At 49.1% G+C, this 18,787-nt stretch carries 22 protein-coding genes and 1 tRNA gene; 17 read left to right on the forward strand and 6 right to left on the reverse strand.

The features are described from left to right. The first annotated feature begins 150 nt into the window (after positions 1-150). The 3 genes from ACYUBO_RS04780 to ACYUBO_RS04790 all read left to right on the forward strand — a co-directional run bounded on the left by ACYUBO_RS04780 (position 151) and on the right by ACYUBO_RS04790 (position 3,036). On the forward strand, positions 151-1,143 hold the full coding sequence (locus ACYUBO_RS04780; protein WP_460372757.1) for a pyridoxal phosphate-dependent aminotransferase: 993 nt from the start codon (positions 151-153) through the stop codon (positions 1,141-1,143). Next, positions 1,131-1,733: an NTP transferase domain-containing protein gene (locus ACYUBO_RS04785; protein ID WP_460372759.1), complete on the forward strand. Its 603-nt coding sequence runs from the start codon at positions 1,131-1,133 to the stop codon at positions 1,731-1,733. Before ACYUBO_RS04780 ends, ACYUBO_RS04785 begins: the two co-directional genes overlap by 13 nt. Positions 1,734-1,800: 67 nt before the next feature. Then, positions 1,801-3,036 (forward strand): ornithine cyclodeaminase, nickel-pincer nucleotide-dependent, encoded by a 1,236-nt coding sequence (locus ACYUBO_RS04790; RefSeq protein WP_460372761.1) that lies wholly within the window; start codon positions 1,801-1,803, stop codon positions 3,034-3,036. 8 nt (positions 3,037-3,044) lie between these two features. Here ACYUBO_RS04790 and ACYUBO_RS04795 read toward each other — a convergent pair whose 3' ends face one another. Beyond that, positions 3,045-4,031: an archaeosine biosynthesis radical SAM protein RaSEA gene (locus tag ACYUBO_RS04795; protein ID WP_460372763.1), complete on the reverse strand. Its 987-nt coding sequence runs from the start codon at positions 4,029-4,031 to the stop codon at positions 3,045-3,047. A 29-nt stretch (positions 4,032-4,060) separates the two neighbouring features. Between ACYUBO_RS04795 and ACYUBO_RS04800 the strand changes: the two genes are divergently transcribed. The 10 genes from ACYUBO_RS04800 (at position 4,061) to ACYUBO_RS04845 (ending at position 10,551) form a co-directional block, all read left to right on the forward strand. Further along, the gene (locus tag ACYUBO_RS04800) at positions 4,061-5,161 is read left to right on the forward strand and encodes a hypothetical protein (protein WP_460372765.1); all 1,101 of its coding nucleotides are present in this window, start codon (positions 4,061-4,063) and stop codon (positions 5,159-5,161) included. Between the two features lie 33 nt (positions 5,162-5,194). Then, a tRNA-Ser gene (locus tag ACYUBO_RS04805) sits at positions 5,195-5,277 on the forward strand. A gap of 99 nt (positions 5,278-5,376) precedes the next feature. Continuing rightward, the gene (locus ACYUBO_RS04810; RefSeq protein WP_460372767.1) at positions 5,377-5,601 is read left to right on the forward strand and encodes a HypC/HybG/HupF family hydrogenase formation chaperone; all 225 of its coding nucleotides are present in this window, start codon (positions 5,377-5,379) and stop codon (positions 5,599-5,601) included. Next, complete coding sequence (locus tag ACYUBO_RS04815; RefSeq protein ID WP_460372769.1) at positions 5,601-5,942, forward strand: hydrogenase maturation nickel metallochaperone HypA/HybF; 342 nt, start codon at positions 5,601-5,603, stop codon at positions 5,940-5,942. The genes ACYUBO_RS04810 and ACYUBO_RS04815 overlap by 1 nt, the downstream gene beginning before the upstream one ends. Beyond that, positions 5,939-6,934, forward strand: a complete 996-nt coding sequence (gene hypE, locus ACYUBO_RS04820; protein WP_460372770.1) for a hydrogenase expression/formation protein HypE — start codon at positions 5,939-5,941, stop codon at positions 6,932-6,934. The genes ACYUBO_RS04815 and hypE overlap by 4 nt, the downstream gene beginning before the upstream one ends. Next, positions 6,928-8,190: an amidohydrolase family protein gene (locus ACYUBO_RS04825; RefSeq protein WP_460372772.1), complete on the forward strand. Its 1,263-nt coding sequence runs from the start codon at positions 6,928-6,930 to the stop codon at positions 8,188-8,190. Before hypE ends, ACYUBO_RS04825 begins: the two co-directional genes overlap by 7 nt. Before the next feature lie 59 nt (positions 8,191-8,249). After that, positions 8,250-8,375 carry a hypothetical protein gene (locus ACYUBO_RS04830; RefSeq protein WP_300330347.1) on the forward strand — a complete coding sequence of 42 codons (126 nt, stop codon included), beginning with the start codon at positions 8,250-8,252 and terminating at the stop codon, positions 8,373-8,375. Position 8,376: 1 nt separating this feature from the next. After that, positions 8,377-8,691: a DUF167 domain-containing protein gene (locus ACYUBO_RS04835; RefSeq protein WP_460372774.1), complete on the forward strand. Its 315-nt coding sequence runs from the start codon at positions 8,377-8,379 to the stop codon at positions 8,689-8,691. A gap of 175 nt (positions 8,692-8,866) precedes the next feature. Next, positions 8,867-10,195, forward strand: coding sequence for a DNA primase DnaG (gene dnaG / locus ACYUBO_RS04840; protein WP_460372776.1), 1,329 nt, complete (start codon positions 8,867-8,869; stop codon positions 10,193-10,195). Between the two features lie 71 nt (positions 10,196-10,266). Beyond that, a complete protein-coding gene (locus ACYUBO_RS04845) occupies positions 10,267-10,551 on the forward strand; it encodes a UPF0058 family protein (protein ID WP_300330356.1) in 285 nt (94 codons plus the stop codon). Positions 10,552-10,556: 5 nt separating this feature from the next. Here ACYUBO_RS04845 and ACYUBO_RS04850 read toward each other — a convergent pair whose 3' ends face one another. Further along, positions 10,557-11,357 (reverse strand): ATP-grasp domain-containing protein, encoded by an 801-nt coding sequence (locus tag ACYUBO_RS04850; protein ID WP_460372778.1) that lies wholly within the window; start codon positions 11,355-11,357, stop codon positions 10,557-10,559. 18 nt (positions 11,358-11,375) lie between these two features. After that, positions 11,376-12,848 carry a tetraether lipid synthase Tes gene (tes, locus tag ACYUBO_RS04855; protein WP_460372780.1) on the reverse strand — a complete coding sequence of 491 codons (1,473 nt, stop codon included), beginning with the start codon at positions 12,846-12,848 and terminating at the stop codon, positions 11,376-11,378. 136 nt (positions 12,849-12,984) lie between these two features. Here tes and ACYUBO_RS04860 point away from each other — a divergent pair, with 136 nt between their 5' ends. Genes ACYUBO_RS04860 through argF form a run of 4 tightly spaced genes read left to right on the forward strand, consistent with a single transcriptional unit; the run spans position 12,985 to position 16,226 of the window. Beyond that, the gene (locus tag ACYUBO_RS04860; protein ID WP_460373594.1) at positions 12,985-13,485 is read left to right on the forward strand and encodes a CDP-2,3-bis-(O-geranylgeranyl)-sn-glycerol synthase; all 501 of its coding nucleotides are present in this window, start codon (positions 12,985-12,987) and stop codon (positions 13,483-13,485) included. Continuing rightward, positions 13,479-13,991 (forward strand): orotate phosphoribosyltransferase, encoded by a 513-nt coding sequence (gene pyrE / locus ACYUBO_RS04865; RefSeq protein WP_300330368.1) that lies wholly within the window; start codon positions 13,479-13,481, stop codon positions 13,989-13,991. Before ACYUBO_RS04860 ends, pyrE begins: the two co-directional genes overlap by 7 nt. A gap of 28 nt (positions 13,992-14,019) precedes the next feature. Continuing rightward, positions 14,020-15,312, forward strand: a complete 1,293-nt coding sequence (purD, locus tag ACYUBO_RS04870; protein ID WP_460372782.1) for a phosphoribosylamine--glycine ligase — start codon at positions 14,020-14,022, stop codon at positions 15,310-15,312. Further along, positions 15,303-16,226 carry an ornithine carbamoyltransferase gene (argF, locus tag ACYUBO_RS04875; protein ID WP_460373595.1) on the forward strand — a complete coding sequence of 308 codons (924 nt, stop codon included), beginning with the start codon at positions 15,303-15,305 and terminating at the stop codon, positions 16,224-16,226. The genes purD and argF overlap by 10 nt, the downstream gene beginning before the upstream one ends. Here the strand turns inward: argF and ACYUBO_RS04880 are convergent. The 3 genes from ACYUBO_RS04880 to ACYUBO_RS04890 all read right to left on the reverse strand — a co-directional run bounded on the left by ACYUBO_RS04880 (position 16,219) and on the right by ACYUBO_RS04890 (position 18,742). Then, on the reverse strand, positions 16,219-16,449 hold the full coding sequence (locus ACYUBO_RS04880) for a hypothetical protein (RefSeq protein WP_300331635.1): 231 nt from the start codon (positions 16,447-16,449) through the stop codon (positions 16,219-16,221). The two genes, argF and ACYUBO_RS04880, sit on opposite strands and share 8 nt — an antisense overlap. A 3-nt stretch (positions 16,450-16,452) precedes the next feature. Next, on the reverse strand, positions 16,453-17,952 hold the full coding sequence (locus ACYUBO_RS04885) for a methanogenesis marker 14 protein (RefSeq protein WP_460372784.1): 1,500 nt from the start codon (positions 17,950-17,952) through the stop codon (positions 16,453-16,455). Between the two features lie 64 nt (positions 17,953-18,016). After that, positions 18,017-18,742: an acetyltransferase domain-containing protein gene (locus tag ACYUBO_RS04890; RefSeq protein WP_460372786.1), complete on the reverse strand. Its 726-nt coding sequence runs from the start codon at positions 18,740-18,742 to the stop codon at positions 18,017-18,019. Positions 18,743-18,787 lie beyond the last annotated feature (45 nt).

Here is an 18,787-nt window from a genome sequence, read left to right on the forward strand (position 1 = left end):
AAAAACTACGGAAGCGCCCCCGAAGAGCCTTTTCAGAACCCTTTTAATCAGAACAATGCAAATTAATTTTAGTATGATTCAACCCGCTTTCTTTGAGAATTGTTTTCATCAGATCCTTTCCTGGTGGCCTGCCCTATGAGGATCAAACACATGCCAAAAAGGCAGATACATGGTGGTATTATCAGGAATCTTCGCAGAGAAGGGCTGAAAAAAGATCTGCTGGACTTCAGTGCAAGCATGAACCCATTCCCTCCTGCTGTTGCATGGGAGCCAGGAGCATGTGATCTGGGCGATTATCCCGATGACACCTATCTTGATCTGAAGGAGGCGATTGGATCTGTATTTTCACGAAAAATCGAAGAGATCACCGTTGGCAATGGATCGGTCGAGCTGATCAGGATCTTTGCGCAGGTGATGGCACCCGCAGGGTCGCGGGCATTTATTGAGAGATCGACATTTGGGGAGTACGCCCAGTCTGTTCGTCTCGCCGGTGGTACAATTACCCATAATCCTGAAGACAGAGTTGATCTGCGGTATATCTGTAATCCAAACAATCCAACCGGCATGCTCCTTTCAAAAGATGCGATCAAACAAAGGCTGAAGGAGTGCCGGGATGAGGGCTCCGTCCTCTTTCTGGATGAGGCGTTCATTGATCTCTCGGATCCCGATCAGAGCATGGTGGATGAGAGGGATTCTGACCTCTTCATCCTCCGATCACTTACAAAGGCATTTTCTGTACCGGGCATCAGGTTTGGTTTTGGCTTTGGTGATCCGGATCTGATCGAAGCGATCGAAAGCACCCGTCCTCCATGGACTGTGAACAGATTTGCTGAGATATACGCAACCGAGGCTATCCGACATCTCCCTGATCTGGCAGAATCACGAAGAATGATAGCAATTGAGCGTGATTATCTCAACCAATCACTCTGCGCCATCGGTTACACTCCACATCAGTCATCTGCGAACTATATCCTCGTTGATGTGGGGATCTCCGCATCAGATCTGGTCCGGCGTCTTCTTCGTGAAGGGGTTCTGGTGAGGGACTGCACATCATTTGGTCTCCCGGAATCGATCAGGGTTGCAATACGAGGGCATGAGGAGAATCAGATTCTCATTGAGGCATTATCTGCATGCGCGCCTTAATAATGGCAGGAGGAGTTGGATCGCGCCTTGACATGGGGGAAAAACCCCTTGTCAGAATAGCAGGCCGTCCGATGATTCGTTTTGTTATTGATGCATTTTTAGCAGCAGGTGTAACTCCGATTATCGTAACATCCATAAAAACGCCCTACACAAAAAACTGGTGCCGGGCACATGATATCCTGTTTGTCTCTACTGATGGCACGGGTTATATCGAAGATCTCGCTCAGGCAGTCTCAATTCTTGAAGAGAACGGTCCTTTATTTGTAGCTGTTTCGGACATCCCCTGTCTCCGGCCGGATATTATCTCTTACATATGGGAGGAGTATGCGATTTCAGGGATGCAGGCCTGCTCAACCTGGATCCCTCTTACTCTCTGCAGCCGTTTTGAAACCACGCCACGCTACCAGATGGAGATTAATGGTGTCCCGGCAAGCCCGGCGGGAATCAATATCCTTGATGGTTCATGTATTCATGCGGAGCAGGAGGAACTCCGGCTCCTTCTCCATGATCCGGGGCTTGTATTCAATGTAAATACCCGGTTTGAGCTTGAACTTCTTGAAAAGCACTTTCAGTCACTCATGAAACGATGAGAAATGATCTCTTTTACAAGGAACGATTCGTCAGAATGCATATAACGAAAACTGCTGACTAGTATATATGAACCATTCGCGGGAGATCGAGGTCGAGGGTCATATCATTGATTCGGGCATTATGACACGGGTTTTTGACCGTATCATGGATATGGGGGGAGACTTTGAGATCATCACGTTTGATGTCGGAAAGAAGAAAGTTGATCCAAGCTTTGCCCGGCTCCGTGTCTTTGCCGAAACTGAGGAGAAACTCGACTTAATAACAAGCGAGCTTCATCGGTATGGTATACGCCTCATTGAGGCTGATAATGTCAGGCTTCTTCCAGCGGAGGCTGACCGGGTTATTCCATCCGGCTTCTATTCAACAACCAATCATCCGACATCAATCAGGTATAATGATGATTGGATTCTGGTTGAGAACATTGAGATGGATTGCATAATCAAAGTAGATCCAAACAATTCGCGTGCTTTCTGTATCCCTCTCTCAAAGCTGCGAAAAGGTGACTATGTCGTCCTGGGTGAAGCGGGTGTCAGGGTTATCTATCCTGAACGGCCCCGGGAAACCGGCATGTTTGAGTTCATGCACGGGCAGGTCTCCTCTGAACGGCCAAGCGAGACCATCGTCAGAAAGATCGCAGAGGAGCTGCTGAAAGTTAAGGCAAAAGGGCAGAAGGTTGCTCTCGTCGGCGGACCGGCAATTGTTCATACCGGCGCAGGAGAAGCACTTGCAACCCTGATCCGGAAAGGATACATCGATATCCTCTTCAGCGGCAATGCCCTTGCCACTCATGATATTGAGAGCAATTTGTTTGGAACTTCCCTTGGAATGAATCTCAAAACAGGTGATCTCGTAACCGGCGGTCATAAGCACCATATTATCGCAATCAGCGAGGTGATGCGTGCCGGATCAATAGCAGCTGCCGTTGAATCCGGGGTGATCACTCAGGGGATTATGTATGAGTGCGTGAAAGCAGGTATACCCTATCTGCTCGCAGGCTCGATCCGGGATGACGGTCCTCTTCCTGATGTAATAACCGATGTTGTGGTGGCACAGGATGCAATCAGGGCCAATCTTGGTGATTGCGGGATGGTTCTCATGATCGGAACACTTCTCCACTCGATTGCTGTTGGCAACTGCCTGCCTTCCTATGTTAAGACGATCTGTGTGGATATCAACCCGGCGTCTGTTACAAAACTGATGGATCGTGGAACCAGTCAGGCGATAGGTGTTGTCTCGGATGCAGGGACATTCATTCCGGCTCTCCTTGCTGCACTCCAGCACCAGAAAGAGACGTCAAAATAAAAAAAAAATTACCGGGTAAGGGGCATGCACCAGGGCATCTCATTGCCAAGGATATACTCCCACTCCTCTTTACAATCACAGCCTGCATCATATACGGCCTGGAGAAGGCTGCGATCAAAGCTCAGCGAATAAAGATTAATCGCATTTTTTATCTCCCGATCACAATCACCGCAGTTATGTGGTCCACGGGCAAACCCGCCCCCAACAGGATCACAACTGACCTTTTCATCGGTTGAGAGGAGGACATCAAGGGCACTCCAGAGGTATGGAGGCCGGTATGCTCCGCGTTTCCAATAGTACTCAACATCAGTTCGCTTCTGAACTGTGCAGAGATTCATTGACATCAAATCCGAATACGGTGCCGCCTCACGGATAGAGGTCTTCATATCTGCTATCGCTTCTTTTTCAGTCATGAAGAGTGGTTTCATCATCAGATATGACTTGACACCGACACCGGCTTCTTCTGCCTCTTTTGCTGCCCGGATAAAGTCGGCAAATGCCATTCCCTTGTCAATGCATTTCTCTCTGATTCGATCGTCTGTTGTCTCAAGCCCGATTGCAACATAGAGGGGCATCGTATGATCGCCGCAATCAATCTGGTCGAGGAATGAAGCAATTGCCGTCTGGGAAATATATTCGGCACGGGATTCGGCAATCGCAATTTTTCCCCTGATGAGCCTCCCAAGTTCCTCTCTCGCTTCCAGCGGAACTTCGTCAGGGTCAAAGAAACTCCCTGAGGTGAAGATCTTGATCACCTCGTAGTCATCGGAGCGATAATTCTCTTCGATCCACCGGATCTGGGCAATCATCCGCTCTTTTAATTCGCTCGTTTCTAATGAATGGTACCGTTCAAACCGGTATCCGCACATCCTGCACCTGTTCCAGCGGCAACCGCCGGATTTCAGAATAATGGTGAGTGTTTTTTTAATCTCGCCATCTATCAGGTCTTCCCCCATCCATGAGGCAAGGGGCTTCTCAACTGTTCGGGATACCATTAAAACCATATAAATATGATATCTCGATCATGAAAAAGATCGCACTTGCTGCCATTCTCCTCCTTCTCTGTATCTCAGCAGTGGGGGCATATAACTTCCAGTTTATCGGGCCGCCACGAGACTCAGGCAGTATTAACGGGAATGTCGGAGATATCATTACCCTTAGTGGGATCTCCCAGAACATACCTCCGGGCGTTACAATGACACTCTCTGTCACCGGTCCGGACAGTTACTATTCCAGCAGGAGTATGGTGATCCAGGATGGAGGGGTATTCTCAACGGAATTTGATACAACCGGGCTGAAAGAGGGTGATTACCGGTTTCAGATTCAGGCACCAAAATACTACGAGGTTTCACAGCCAAGAAACTGGGTTATCTACCACTTAACTGACCGGAGCCTTCTCCTGACGATGATATCTCCGGTTCGCCAGGACTATGATGGCTGGCTCTCTGTCAGTGGCATGGTCGACGGCCTTGGCGCTGATGGGGTTGAACTGACAGTATATGGTCCATCAGGCAACTATTTCGGCCCCCAATGGGTATCGAGCGATCAGAGCGGCAGGTTCTATCAGGAGATATCAATAGACAGAGCGGGGGTTTATTCCGCTCGTATTGCCGATAGGAGAGGATTGATTGGAATGGTACAGATTCAGGTGATCCAGGAGATAGTATCCACCCCGGTCATCCCTACACGAACCCCGGAGCCTTCGATCATCTCTGCAAGCGCGACTGCCTCACGTGAAAATCCGGCATATTTTGTGATGCAGACGAGATCCGGGACGGCAACAATCAGCACTTCGCTTGGAATTGACTGGGTGATCGAGTATATCGATGAATCAGGGAATCACCATATCATCAATGAGTATGGGGCAGACAGGGCAGAGACATTTACCCTTGAAGGGAATGGCGGCATGATTCATATCAGGGCATACCCCGATGGAGCGGGAACCGGCACAGTCCATCTCTATGGCCAGAACATCGTCTCTTTAACCACAAGCACGATGGCTTCAGATAAGTTCGGAGATCTTGTGGATCCGGGGCATACGCCTGCTGAAGAGTCTCCGGCGTTTATCCTTATGCCCCTGGTTGCACTGGCAATTCTCGTCATTTGTCTGGTGAAGAAACCATAATCTCTTATTTCTAAAGAGCATATATGTGTACGGGCCGGGGTAGTCTAGTCCGGAAAGGCGGTGGCCTTGAAAGCCACTGGTGTTGCACCTCGGGAGTTCAAATCTCTCCCCCGGCGTTTTTATGACTCTTTTCTCTTATCTGACTCATTCATCCATCAGCCACATTCGTTCTCTTTATCACTTTGAGAAGACAAGAGGATCTTGAGGAATGGTTCATGTGTATTGCAGTGCCTGCAGAAGTAATTGAGATCAGGGATGGAAACATCGGACTTGTCGACTTCGGCGATCTTCAGCATGAAGTCAGGCTTGATCTCGTTGATGTAAAAATTGGTGAGTTTGTTCTGGTTCATGTCGGTTTTGCTATCCAGCGGCTTTCCCGTGAGGAAGGACTTGAGACACGGGAGATATTCCGTCAGGTCTATGAGGCCATGGGTGCCTGATGCACGAATATGGCATAGCATATGATATCTATGCAACGGCACGCAGAACGGCACTGGATCATAATGCCAGTCATGTAACGAAGATCACCGTGAATTTCGGTAAGATGGCTATGATAAATCCGGAGCAGGTCTCCTTTCTTTTTGAGACCCTCACAGCAGATGATCCGGTAATGAACGGAGCAGAGATCGTCTGTGAGACCATCCCCCCCAGAACCCGCTGTACATGCGGATATGAGGGTGAAGAGATCTATGTCTGCCCGGATTGTGGAAAACTCCCAACACTTGTTGCCGGAAAAGAGATTGTAGTGAAAAATATTGAGATAGATACAGGTGAAGAATGAAAGTCAATCTGATGCATGGTGCCGGTGGAGAGGTGATGGGGGAACTCCTCAGGACTCTGACAGCTTTCTCCCACAACAATGCTGGTGGTGTTGGTCTTGAAGCCCTTGACGATGGAGCAATTATTCCCATTAATGGCAGCAATATTATACTCACCACCGATTCCCATGTGGTCCGCCCCCTCTTTTTCCCGGGAGGAGATATCGGAAGGCTATCTGTCTGTGGCACGGTGAACGATCTTGCAGTTATGGGGGCACGGCCGATTGCCCTCACCTCTGCAATGATCATCGAAGAGGGTTTCTCTGTTGAGGATCTTGCCCGTATTGTTGCCTCGATGGATCTGGCACTCGGCGAAGCCGGTGCCAGTATAGTTACTGGTGATACAAAGGTTGTGGAACGGGGATCCCTCGATGGTATCATCATCAATACCGCAGGAATAGGGATAGCTGATCGCCCTGTGCGTGATAGCACCCTGCAGGAAGGGGATCTCATCATCTCCTCGGGCACACTTGGTGATCATGGCATATCCATCCTCTCATACCGCGAGGGCTTTGAATTTGGTGAGACGCTCAGGTCAGATGTTGCCCCGGTCTGGCCGATAGTTGAACGTGCGCTCGCTGCCGGTGACATTCATGCAATGAAGGATCCGACCAGAGGTGGTTTTGCGGCTGCTATCAATGAGATGGCCCGGAAGAGCGGGTTTGGAATCCTGCTGGATGAAGAGAAGGTTCCGATTCGCCGAAGCATCAGGTCTGCGGCTGATATCCTTGGAATCGATCCCCTTCAGGTTGCAAACGAAGGTAAAGTGGTGATGGGGGTTGCAGCAGATGATGCAGAAGCCATCCTCTCGGCAATCCGCTCCCACCCGACCGGCGCTGATGCTGCAATCATCGGCGAGGTCGTCTCAGGTTCACGGGTTGTGATGCAGACCAGCATCGGAGGCGAGCGCTTTATCGAACCGCCTCTTGGAGATCCGGTGCCAAGGGTATGCTAGATCTTGTCCTGAGAAACGCCTCCCTCCCTGATGGCAGGGTGGCTGATCTCGCCTTCCGGGATGGTGAACTCCTCCATATCGGAAGCGCAGGAAGGGCAGATGAGGAGATTCAGTGCCGTGGTCTCCTCTGTGTACCGGCTGCCACCGATATGCATGTCCATATGCGTGGCGGGATTCAGTCTTCAAAGGAAGACTGGAGGACAGGTACTATGGCCGCCCTCGCAGGCGGGGTTACCATGGTTGTCGATCAGCCAAATACCATCCCTCCACTCTTTTCACGCGATCAGTTCCAGAATCGTATCAGGGAAGCATCTACGGGTGCCCTTTGCTCATTCGGAGTAAACGGGGGCGTATCCACGGATTCAGATCCATTGCCTCTCTGGAACGCGGGGGCTATGGCATTTGGCGAGATCTTCGCTGCCCCTTCAAGTTATGGTGATGCCCTCACCCTTGAAGAGCTGCGAGATGCGCTTCCTGCTATCCACTCACTCGGCGCCCCCGCCACCATCCACTGTGAACAGGTGCTTCCCGGATCGCCGGATACTCTTATAGATCACAATACCCTCAGATCCGCTGAGGGAGAAGCAGAATCATTTCAGCAGATACGATCGGCCATCCCGAAAGGAATGAAACCACATATCTGTCACATCAGCTCATCACAATCCCTCGCGGTTGCACCGGGATCAAAGGAGGTGACTCCTCACCATCTCTTCCTCTCGATTGAACAGTTTGAACCTGAAGATACGTTTGGGCGGGTAAATCCCCCTTTGAGACCGGAAGCTGAGCGGAAAGCGCTTTTTGCATCATGGGATGCTATTGATCTGATCGCCTCCGATCATGCCCCCCATACACGTCAGGAAAAGCAGGTTCCTTTTGCAGAAGCCCCCTCCGGGCTCCCTGGTGTTGAGACGATGCTCCCGCTCCTGATGAACGAGGTGGTCAAAGGTACATTCACCCTTCAATCTGTCATCGAGAAGACGGCAACAGCCCCATGCGGGGTGCTTGGAATACCACCTTCCGGATTTGGAGCAGGAGAACGATCGGACTTTGCCCTCTATGCGATGAAACCAGAAAAAATACAAACAGAAAAACTCCATTCCCGGTGTGGGTGGACTCCATATGAGGGTATGATGGGAGTTTTCCCTTCTCTTGTTGTTCGTTTCGGCAGGATTGCTTATCGCGAGGGAGAGTATACTCATGAGCCTGGAACATGGATGCCGGGAAGGGGTTATCATCCCGGGGAACAAATAGAATAATGTGCCAACATATTCGCATTCATAGGTCCCCAGGTGATCCATATGCCGTATGTCATGAGATGATCCATGGGACAACCCGTCTGCGAGACAGGCACCACCCGGTGACGGGTTTGATGCGGGAGGAACGGCAGCAGCCACCGATGACCGAGATCAGTTTTCACCGGGTGACATTAACCCATAGTTAGTATGGCTTCTTTTGAAGATGCATTTCGGATATCCAATGAAGGATTGTTGATCGCTCTTGATGTACATCCTGGATCTGGAAGAAATGCCTTTCCCGATGGATATAATGCCTGGCGAAAGTCAATCGGCATTGCAATAACCGCCCCTCCCGTTGATGGACGTGCCAACACGGCGATCATCGATCTCGTCTCAAAGGTTATGGGTATTTCAAAATCGGAAATTCGTATTGTATCCGGGCACCAGTCATCGCGAAAAGTGATCCAGATTGCCGGGATGACTCCTCTCCGGTGTAAAGAACTGCTTGCCACACTTCTCTAAATATACCATTTACTGAATGGAATGACTCTTTTCCATACTCTCACATGCCAGGATCGCCTGATGTTCTGAAACGGTATTTCCACCATGGGTTACTTTAAGTAATCGCAAATCCTTATGACATAATGCCTATGATCAAGCGCAGACACAATTGCATGATCGATGGAGGTGCGTTTACATGTATTCACCAGATACGACAAAGTATCTTATTCAGATTCATCTCGAAACAGAGGGGGTGGTTGAAAAACCCGACGTAGTCGGTGCCATATTTGGCCAGACAGAAGGGTTACTTGGCGAAGATCTCGATCTTCGTGATCTCCAGAGAACCGGAAGGGTTGGACGTATTGATGTTCAGATCGTCAGCAAACGTGGAGAGACCGCAGGTGAAATATTCATTGCCTCGTCTCTGGATCGGGCAGAGACAGCTATACTTGCTGCATCACTTGAGACAATAGATCGGGTTGGTCCCTGCGTTGCACGCGTTCGTGTGGAATGTATTGAGGATATCAGAGTAGCGAAACGGAAAAAGATCATCGAACGGGCAAAAGAGCTCCTTCTGGATGCTTTTGAAGAGGACACAATCGACTCACAGGATCTTCTTGATGAGGTGCGTGAATCGATCAGAATTGAAAAGATCAGGCTGCTCGGGGAAGAGCGAATTCCAGCCGGCCCGAATGTCGAAGAATCTGATGCTATCATCATTGTTGAGGGGAGAGCGGATGTTCTGAATCTCCTCCGGTATGGGATAAAAAACAGTGTGGCGGTAGAAGGAACCAATGTCCCCGATATCATCGTCAGTCTCTGCGAAAAGAAGACTGCAACCGTCTTTCTCGATGGGGATCGTGGTGGGGAACTGATACTGCGTGAGCTTCTCCAGATTGCGGATATTGATTTTGTTGCATATCCGCCACGAGGCAAGAGTGTTGAGGATCTCAGCCGGAAGGAGATCGTCAAAGCCCTGAGAAACAAGGTGCCGATTGAATATGTCCGTGATCAGGTGAATCGTGATATCAGAAAGGTTCCATCAGATCATGGAATCCAGCCAACCCTGTATCCGTATTCACCGGATATCAGTGAAGAGAAAATTCCGGGGAATTCTGTTGGGGAGGGGAGTTCAACCCACCCCTCACCCACACCAGTTCCAGGTGAAAGTTCCCTTCAGGTGAAGAGATCTGATGATGGCTCCAATGAGCCGGCTCTCATCCAGCCCTCTGAGGAGAAAGGAGGAAATGCGACACTGGGCAGGCACATGAAGGCAGTGTATGGAAGCGGTCTTGGACGTTTTCTCTCTCCTGATCTCTCGACACTTCATGATTTTTCCCCTCAAGAATTTGAGGCTCTCCTTGAAGAGTATGGTTCCGAGAGTGCAGGTGTTCTTCTTGATATAAATGTGGATCAGAAGATTTTGGATGTAGCTGCCGAAAAGGGGCTGGAATTTATTGCTGCGCGTGACTTTCAGGGTATTGTGAAAAGACCAATATCTTTACGTATGGTGAATATGCAATAGTATTTTAGTTTTTCTTTTTAATCCATACTCTTTTATTCCCAGCCATCACGATCGTACTTGCGGGTGATCCGATGCATAAAGATGAGTTGATCGCACTCCACCAGATGTTAGCAGATATCAAGGGTTACTTTGAAGAAAAGAGTCCTGATATTTCATTTCCTCAGTACCAAGCCCTGAAGATCAACCCTTCCCAGGTACATAAAAGCAAACTTGAGCATAAGTATGCAATTTTCATTCTTGCAACAGAACTTGCAAATGTTATGAAGGATGCAGAACTTGGATCATCGGGAAGGATAAGCTCCAGAATGAGGGAGCTTGCAGAGAAGACGCTAAAAGAGATCGAATGTGCCCAGTAGATATTTTATTTTAATTTTTTTTGACTCACTTCTTCTCTGACCAGGTATTCTGCCATCAGACGGGGTATTGGTGCAGACATGCAATGCCAGTTTGGTGTACCATTCACTTCAAGGACGGTATATCCATCATCTGTCCTGAGAAGATCAACACCACAATAATCTATTCCGACAGCTTTCGCTGCCGCTTCAGTTATCTCCCTCATTGCAGGATCGATCTCAACCGGTGTGCCGACCCCTCCTTTATGGATATTATGGGTCAGGTGGGGTGACTGGCGATATATCGCCCCAACGGCATTATATCCGATGACAAAAACCCTGAAATCGCGATCATTTCTGACATACTCCTGAATATAATATGGGGGCTCAGCGAGATCGGAGATATCTGAGAAGAGGAAAATGCCATCTCCGTCAAATCCATAGACTGGCTTATACACAGCTTTCCCATGTTTTATGAGGAACTCTTCAACTGCTTCATGTGAAGCGGTAAAGAGTGTCTCTGGTGTTGGTACGCCATGGTGGCAGAGAAGTGCGGACGTCATCACCTTGCTTGCACAGGTGGCGATGGCATCCGGGGTATTGACAAGTCGGTTTGTTAACGAGAGGGCTTTGATCTGTTCAAATTCAACACCGTTCTGGCGAATGCCACAGACCCAGATAAGGTCACCCTTGCAGGGAACCCTGAAAGGATTTATTTCATTGAGATGAAGCAGTTCGTATTGTGCATTCAGCGTATCAAGTGCATCAAGCACCATTTGTGTTGAATTATCCTCGGGTGTATCGGTTGGTTTTGGAATGATTCTGATCATCTGAAAACCACATCACTATCAAAACGATTGAGTCTCTTCATCGAGTGCGTGTTTTTTCCAGACTTCCTCACGCCTCATCGGTCCACTATTATAACTGCAGAATGGGATGATCTGGCCATCTGGTGTTGCATAGTGGATACAGCACCGGTTCACCCGGTTGATATCATAGTTATAATTATCCATAAAATGCATGGTTCCGATGAAGAGTGCATTCCAGTGGAATTTTCTGAGAGCATCAAAATTATGGTGAATCAGGGCATTTGTAATGAGCCCCCAGAAATCAATCTTATCCGGCCGATCATTCTTCATGGTGGTGCGGAGATGATTGACACCCTCAAGGAGGGTTCGGTATTTATTGATCGTTCCTTTCTTCTTCAAACCCTCTGAAATGGTATCAATCGACTTAAAAAAGTCATCAACATCTACCATTCTGTTCACCGGGACAAGCCCGTTTTCTGTGACGAAGAGGTAGGTGGCTGCTCCACAGTGTGGGTTTGCGGTAAACTGTATCTGGGGACGTCCGGTGTATGATTCTACCAGATCGATGATCGGCTCGACACATGGGATCGGATAAAAGTCTGCTGCTTGTAGCACTCCCTCTGTCTGCTCTTCTATTCCCTTGAGAAGATCGGGGATGGTGATCCGTTCCTTTGCGATATCGTCGTTGCTTGCGGCCCCGGTGAATGCAACCGGCTGGAAATTGACCCCTCGTATCACATCGATATTCTCAGCTGCAAATTTGATGATGGAACCTGCCTCATGATGGTTCTTTCCACCAATTATGGTAGGTACGAGGACGATTCCCACTTTCATTTCGCGGCAGTTTTCTATGGCTTTCTTACTGATCTCAAGAAGGGGATTTGTTGCTTTGGTGACACCATCAAAATGGAGGTATATAGTGGAAACGCCAGCATCTTTCAGGTCTGAAACAAGCTGTTTATCCTGTGCAAGCCTGATACCGTTTGTTGCAATCTGTACCTGGCTGAATCCATATTCCTTGGCTTTTCTGACGATCTCGGGAAGGTCTTTTCGCATCGTCGGTTCACCGCCGGAAAGCTGAACTGCCGGGGGTGGAACCGGTTTCTGGGATCGGAGGAGCAGAAACATCTCTTCTATCTGCTCCATCGTTGGCTCATAGATAAAACCACATGCGCGGGCATTTGCAAAACAGAATTCACAATTCAGATTGCAGCGATTTGTGACATCAACATTTGCTAGCAGGGTTCCTGATTTATGTTCCGAACAGAGGCCACAATCATATGGGCATCCACTCCGGATTTCAGGCTTATTTGAGTTTTGAACACCGTTCCCTATGGCATTATAAGCATCAAACCTGTGGTACATTGCAGAATCAGACCAGTAGAGCGATCTGTTTGGGCCATGATCCGGACATTCACGGCAGATCCAAACGGCATTATCTTCTTCGATAATATCGGCATCAAGGACCTTTCTACAAACCGGGCAGATACTTTTCGTCTTTTTGATCAGCATTCTTGATTCACCCGCGAAAACCTTCAGAGTAAGTATGTGATACAGTATTTTTTAAACCTTCCACCATAGTACATAGGATATGGGTGGTATCGATATCAATTCACTCATCATTATCGGCATATCCGCGCTCTGGGTGATGCTTCCGGCTTATCTTCCAAACCCGGTTGCAGCTGCACTTGGTGGCGGGAAACCGATTGACGGTGGAAGATGCTGGCGTGATGGCAGAAGGATATTTGGTGATGGCAAGACGGTGAGAGGGCTCATTGCCGGGATCACCGGAGGTGTTGCCATAGGGCTCCTCCAGATCCTTGTCCATTCCCATGCGGAGATCGTCTGGTTGCCAGAGCATACGCTCGTCTCGATCACCCTCCTTGCTGTCGGGGCACTCCTCGGCGATCTGGCAAAGAGTTTTCTGAAGAGGCGAAGGGGGGTTGAAAGGGGTGAGAAATGGCCGGTTGCCGATCAGTTCGATCTTGTTATTGGCGCCTTTATCCTGCTTCTCATCTTTGATCCCGGTTGGTTGTTTTCTACGATCACAATTCCAATTGCAATTGCAATTATGATCCTCACCCCGGTTCTTCATCGTGGAACAAATATTATCGGCTATATACTAGGAATAAAGGATGTACCATGGTAGACGATATTTCATCACTCCTGATTCAGTATCATGCAATTGAATTTGGTGAGTTTATACTGGCTTCCGGCCAGAAGAGCTCGTATTATGTCGATATCAAGCAGGCAGTGACGCATCCTGACCTGCTTTGTGCAATCGGCCGTATTGTATCTGATGCATATGATTTCGAACTGGTTGCCGGTGTTGCAGTCGGAGGTGTTCCGCTTGCAGTTGCAGTATCACTTGTGTCGGGGAAACCCTATGCAATCATCCGTGCGACTGAGAAAGATCATGGTAAAGCTGCGCGGATTATCGGAGATGTAGCCGGAAGGAGGGTGCTTCTCATCGAAGATGTCACCACATCCGGTGGCTCCGCCATCTATGGAGTCGAAGAGTTGCGGCGGGCTGGTGCCTGTGTCGATACGGTGGTGACCATTGTGGATCGTGAGCAGGGTGCAGCGTCACGGATGGAGAAGGAAGGCATCTCTCTCTGCCCGCTGGCACGGGTAAGCGATCTTTTGAAAAAGTGATAGTATAATAGGAGAAGGGTTCAAATACATGAGCATGAATTACCTGGTTGTGGGTGGTGGCGGAAGGGAGCACGCACTTGCACGAGCACTCTCCTGCAATCCGGAGTCCGTACTCTATGCCGTGATGTCACATGCAAATCCCGGCATTACTACACTCTGCCGTGATTTTTTAATTGCAAGCGAGACTGATACCGAAGCGATAGTCAGGTATGCAAAAAGCCATCAGATTGACTATGCGGTGATCGGTCCTGAAGCACCTCTACATGCCGGCGTTACTGACGCTCTTCTTGAGATAGGTATCGGCTGTCTTGGACCAACCCGGGCAGCTGCCCGGATCGAGACGGACAAAGCCTTCTGCAGACAGCTCATGAAGGAGTACCGGATCGAAGGTCTCCCTGCATATCGTATCTTTTCCGATCCCGAAGATGCAGTGGCTTTTATCTCATCACATGAAGAGGATGTTGTCATCAAACCAATCGGCCTGACCGGAGGAAAAGGTGTCAAGGTAATGGGTGAACAGGTCGATCGGGCGGGTGCGATCGAGTATGCCCGTTCCATTCAGGGGGGAATGGTCATTGAAGAGCGGCTCATCGGCGAGGAATTCACCCTTATGGCATTTGTCGATGGCAATTCTCTCATTCCCATGCCCCTTGTCCAGGATCACAAGCGTGCTTTTGAGGGTGATACCGGTCCAAATACCGGTGGCATGGGATCATACAGCATGCCTGATCACAGACTCCCCTTTGTTCTGGATTCAGAATATGCAGCCGCTCTTCGGATAATGCATGATGTCGTCTCGGCACTTGATACATCGGGTTCTCCCTACCGGGGAATCCTCTATGGACAATTCATGAATACGGCATCAGGTCCAAAAGTTATCGAATTCAATGCACGGTTTGGAGATCCGGAAGCCATGAATGTCCTCTCAATACTCTCAAGTGATTTCTCCGAGATCGCCATGCGTGTTGCAGACGGTACTCTCCGCCAGTCTGATGTGGTGTTTGAGAGAAAGGCAACCGTATGCAAATACGTAGTCCCTGCGGGCTATCCTGAAAAACCAAAGACCGGGGATAGAATTGAGCTTTCAGGAGATCATGGTGCCCTCCTCTATTATGCCAATGTCGAGGAGAAGAACGGATCCGTCTTCACCCGCTCGTCCCGTTCCCTTGCCTTTGTCGGGGTTGGAGAGAACCTGGCAGATGCAGAGAGATCAGCTGAGGCTGCGGCATCTTCTGTCCGGGGAAATATCAGGTACAGGACGGATATTGGAAAGGAAACCATTCTCTCGGATCGTATACATCATATGAAGGAATTGCGATGAATGTACTCTCTATTCTGGATCTCTCGTCTGAAGATATATCGACGATCATTGAAGATGCAATCCGGCTGAAAGAAGAGCGTCGACAGAATATCCCTCACCCTCACCTCTCTGGAAAAACACTCGGTATGATCTTTGAGAAGTCATCGACCAGAACACGGATCTCATTTGAAGTCGGGATGTTTGAACTTGGAGGATCTGCCCTGTACCTCAACCCACGGGATATGCAGCTGGATCGCGGTGAGGCTATCGGTGATACTGCGCGTGTTCTCTCACGATATCTCTCGGCAGTCATGATCCGCGCACATACCCACAGCTCTATTGAGGCATTTTCTGCGTCTTCTGCGATACCGGTCATTAACGGCCTTTCAGACAGGGAACACCCATGCCAGATTCTGGCGGATCTGATGACCTTAAAGGAACAGTTTGGCCGCTTATCAGGGCTGAATGTTGCATGGGTGGGGGATGGAAACAATGTCTGCAACTCACTGATCCTTTCATCAATCAGGACCGGAATGAATGTCTCTGTGGCTGTTCCTCCAGGCTACGAACCAAATAGCGAGTGCATCCGCCGTGCCGAAGCCGAAGGCTCTGTGAGATTGTGTGAGAGTCCTCTTGAAGCGGCCGAGGGTGCCGATGCAGTCTATACAGATACCTGGATATCGATGGGTCAGGAGGCTGAAGAGAAAGAACGTCTTGCATCATTTATGGGATATCAGGTGAATGCAGAACTGCTGAAGCGCGCATCTCCCGAATGTATCGTTCTTCACTGTCTCCCGGCACATCGCGGCTGTGAGATCACCGATGAACTTCTGGACGGACCCCGGAGTGCTGTCTGGGATCAGGCTGAAAACCGCCTCCATGCACAAAAAGCACTTCTGCTCTCGATTTTTGGCGCGGAAAAAAAGATTAATTGATAAATTTTTTCAGTTCTTCAAACATGAACGCCTCAACGCGTTCAACCTCTTCTCTTTCTCCCCTGAATGCCAGTAGTTCACGTTCGTCCCCATCCATATTCGCAAAAGCCAGGCGGGTTTTATGCGGCACCAGTTCGACATTATAATTCTCCAGTACCGAGCGGATAATGCTTCTCGGTACTCCCGGTGGGATCACCAGATCAAATAACTCTGCTTCTTCCATACTTTATCTCCCAATCTTTATTCTTCTACCCATGATACAGCCCCCTCCACGGACGCCGCCCAGGGGATTTTTCGGTTTACCGAGCGAATTCATACAGCGTCCCATCAGTGCAGCACCGCGAGCAAGCCCATCGTCCACGAAAACAATGTGATCGATTGGATCTGCAAACAGTTCTCGATCGATGATCCCCTCAAGGATATATTCGGGTTTTTTCCCCGATATCGCTGCTCTTCCGGTAAAACCGATTGATGCATTCCCTGGTATGAAATGTCGTTCATTGCAGACATCAATCATCCTGAGAGCCATGCTTGCACAGACGCGATCGATAACCTCTGTGACTACAGATAATCTGTGTTTCTCATAGATCTCCGCACCAATCTTTTTGAGGTTGTCGATCCCATCTCCGTCAACACCGCAATCGCATCCGATAAGTGCCACACCAGATTCCGCTGCGACATCGGCATAAACAGGAACACGTCCAAAACGCTTTCGATCCGGGGGAACTATCCTGATATCAATATATTGATTACAGAGATCCACATAGTCGGATACTACCTTCCTGTGCCTTCCAAAAGAGAAACTACCCCCTCCGTTCCCTTCGCCAAAAACATCTAGTGCGGTGCCGGTCCTTCCTTCAACAAGACCGGTTCCCCTGACGATCGCATCGGGAATTGCTCCGGCAAGGCCACAGAAATTGCCGATTGTTTTTGCAAACGGGTTATCTGCCTCAGAGGGAACATCCCCTGTGATCCTTCCATCAAGCGTGGTTCCAAAATCAAGTGAGATGCAGGGATTCCGAAAATCAACCGGAGTCCATTTTGCCCCTTCTTTTATGCCTGCCATGGCAAGCTCTCCTTCCATCTCGTTTGCCACCATTTCCACTCCGGTGCTACCAACCGGTGGCACAACTCCTGCAACAGCACCGGTAAAGACGAGGCGGTCAGCGAAGCTGTGATCCTTCAGTTTTTTTGGGAGATTATCAATTGACATCGGCGGGGTCATCTTTCGCGGGGGCACGCCAGCATCCAGACAACCATTCGCTAGCGCGATAACGAAGTCACCTACCTGATCGGGGGATTCCATTGCCGCAACAACCCCGGTGCTCCGTACCACAAAGTCAAGGTCATTTTTGATATCGAGTTTTGCCTCACGATGGCACTGGATCAGCGTATTCCGTACAAGTTCGGTCACCGATTCCCGTGTCAGTTCGGTTCCGTCCAGTGTCTTTCCAAAGATCTCCTCTCCGGGCTTTGGGGGACGGACATCCCGGCTCATGCTCACTGTCTTGTTTATAACATAGCATAAACCGGTTTCAAGGCTGGTTCCTGTCAGGATACATTTTGTAGTGGTATTGCCCATCTCAACAGAAGCGACGATGAAATATGGTTTGTTCTTATATTCTGGTATCTGCATGCCAGCACCGTGGGATATTGAAGGTGGAGGCGGGCTGTAGACCATGTGAGGTTTCTTCCCAAAGAAACCCTTCAAAAAACCGGCGCACATACTAATCGATTCTCAAGGCAGAACAATTAACCTTTCTGTTTCTCTCCTGAAAAAATGCAGGCTATCAGATCCCTGCCTGCCCGATCAGAACAAGAAATCCAATGATGATCGGCTGGTGAATGAGATAGATAAGAAGCGAATTTCGTCCGGGAACAGCCAGGAGACTCACAAATCTGTTATCTCGTTGTTTTTTTGCCTTTTTGGAATACCGGAATGTTCCTGCTGCTATTCCCAACAGGATCAGGGAGAACCATGGTATGAGCGGCTCATAGTCCAGTGTGTAGAAGCCGTGTGGATAGATGCCAAGTGGGATCAGGTACGCAGGTCCATAGAGAGGAAAGAAGAGCAACCAGATGAGAATAATTATGCCAGCCGGAAGGATATTCCATCTTCCAAGCGGGATAAAGAGGATCGCGAGTATGGTGGAGATTCCTATGAGATGGAGGATCCCAAAAACAATGAATCCATCATGGGGATAGATCCAGGTAACAATTGTTATTCCTGCTGCAATACCGAGGATTTTTATGCCGCGTGAGATGAATGGAGAGATAGAAGATCTGTAATCGGCCTTTATCCCGATTGATCGAGCTTTTAGGTGGAGAGAGATCCCGGCGATGAAGATGAATGAACCGGCGATCGGATATGCCATGTAGCGAAAGAACGGGTCAACCTGTATGATTCCAAAATAACTCAGATCGAAGATGATATGGTATACGATCATTGCGATGAGAGATACTCCACGGGCAGCATCAAGAAGATCATCCCGTTTTGTTCCATGCGGCTTGCTCATCAGCTCTGATCTCTTGCCGTGATCATATATATTCTGTCAGATTGA

Source organism: Methanocalculus sp. MC3, from assembly GCF_054767395.1.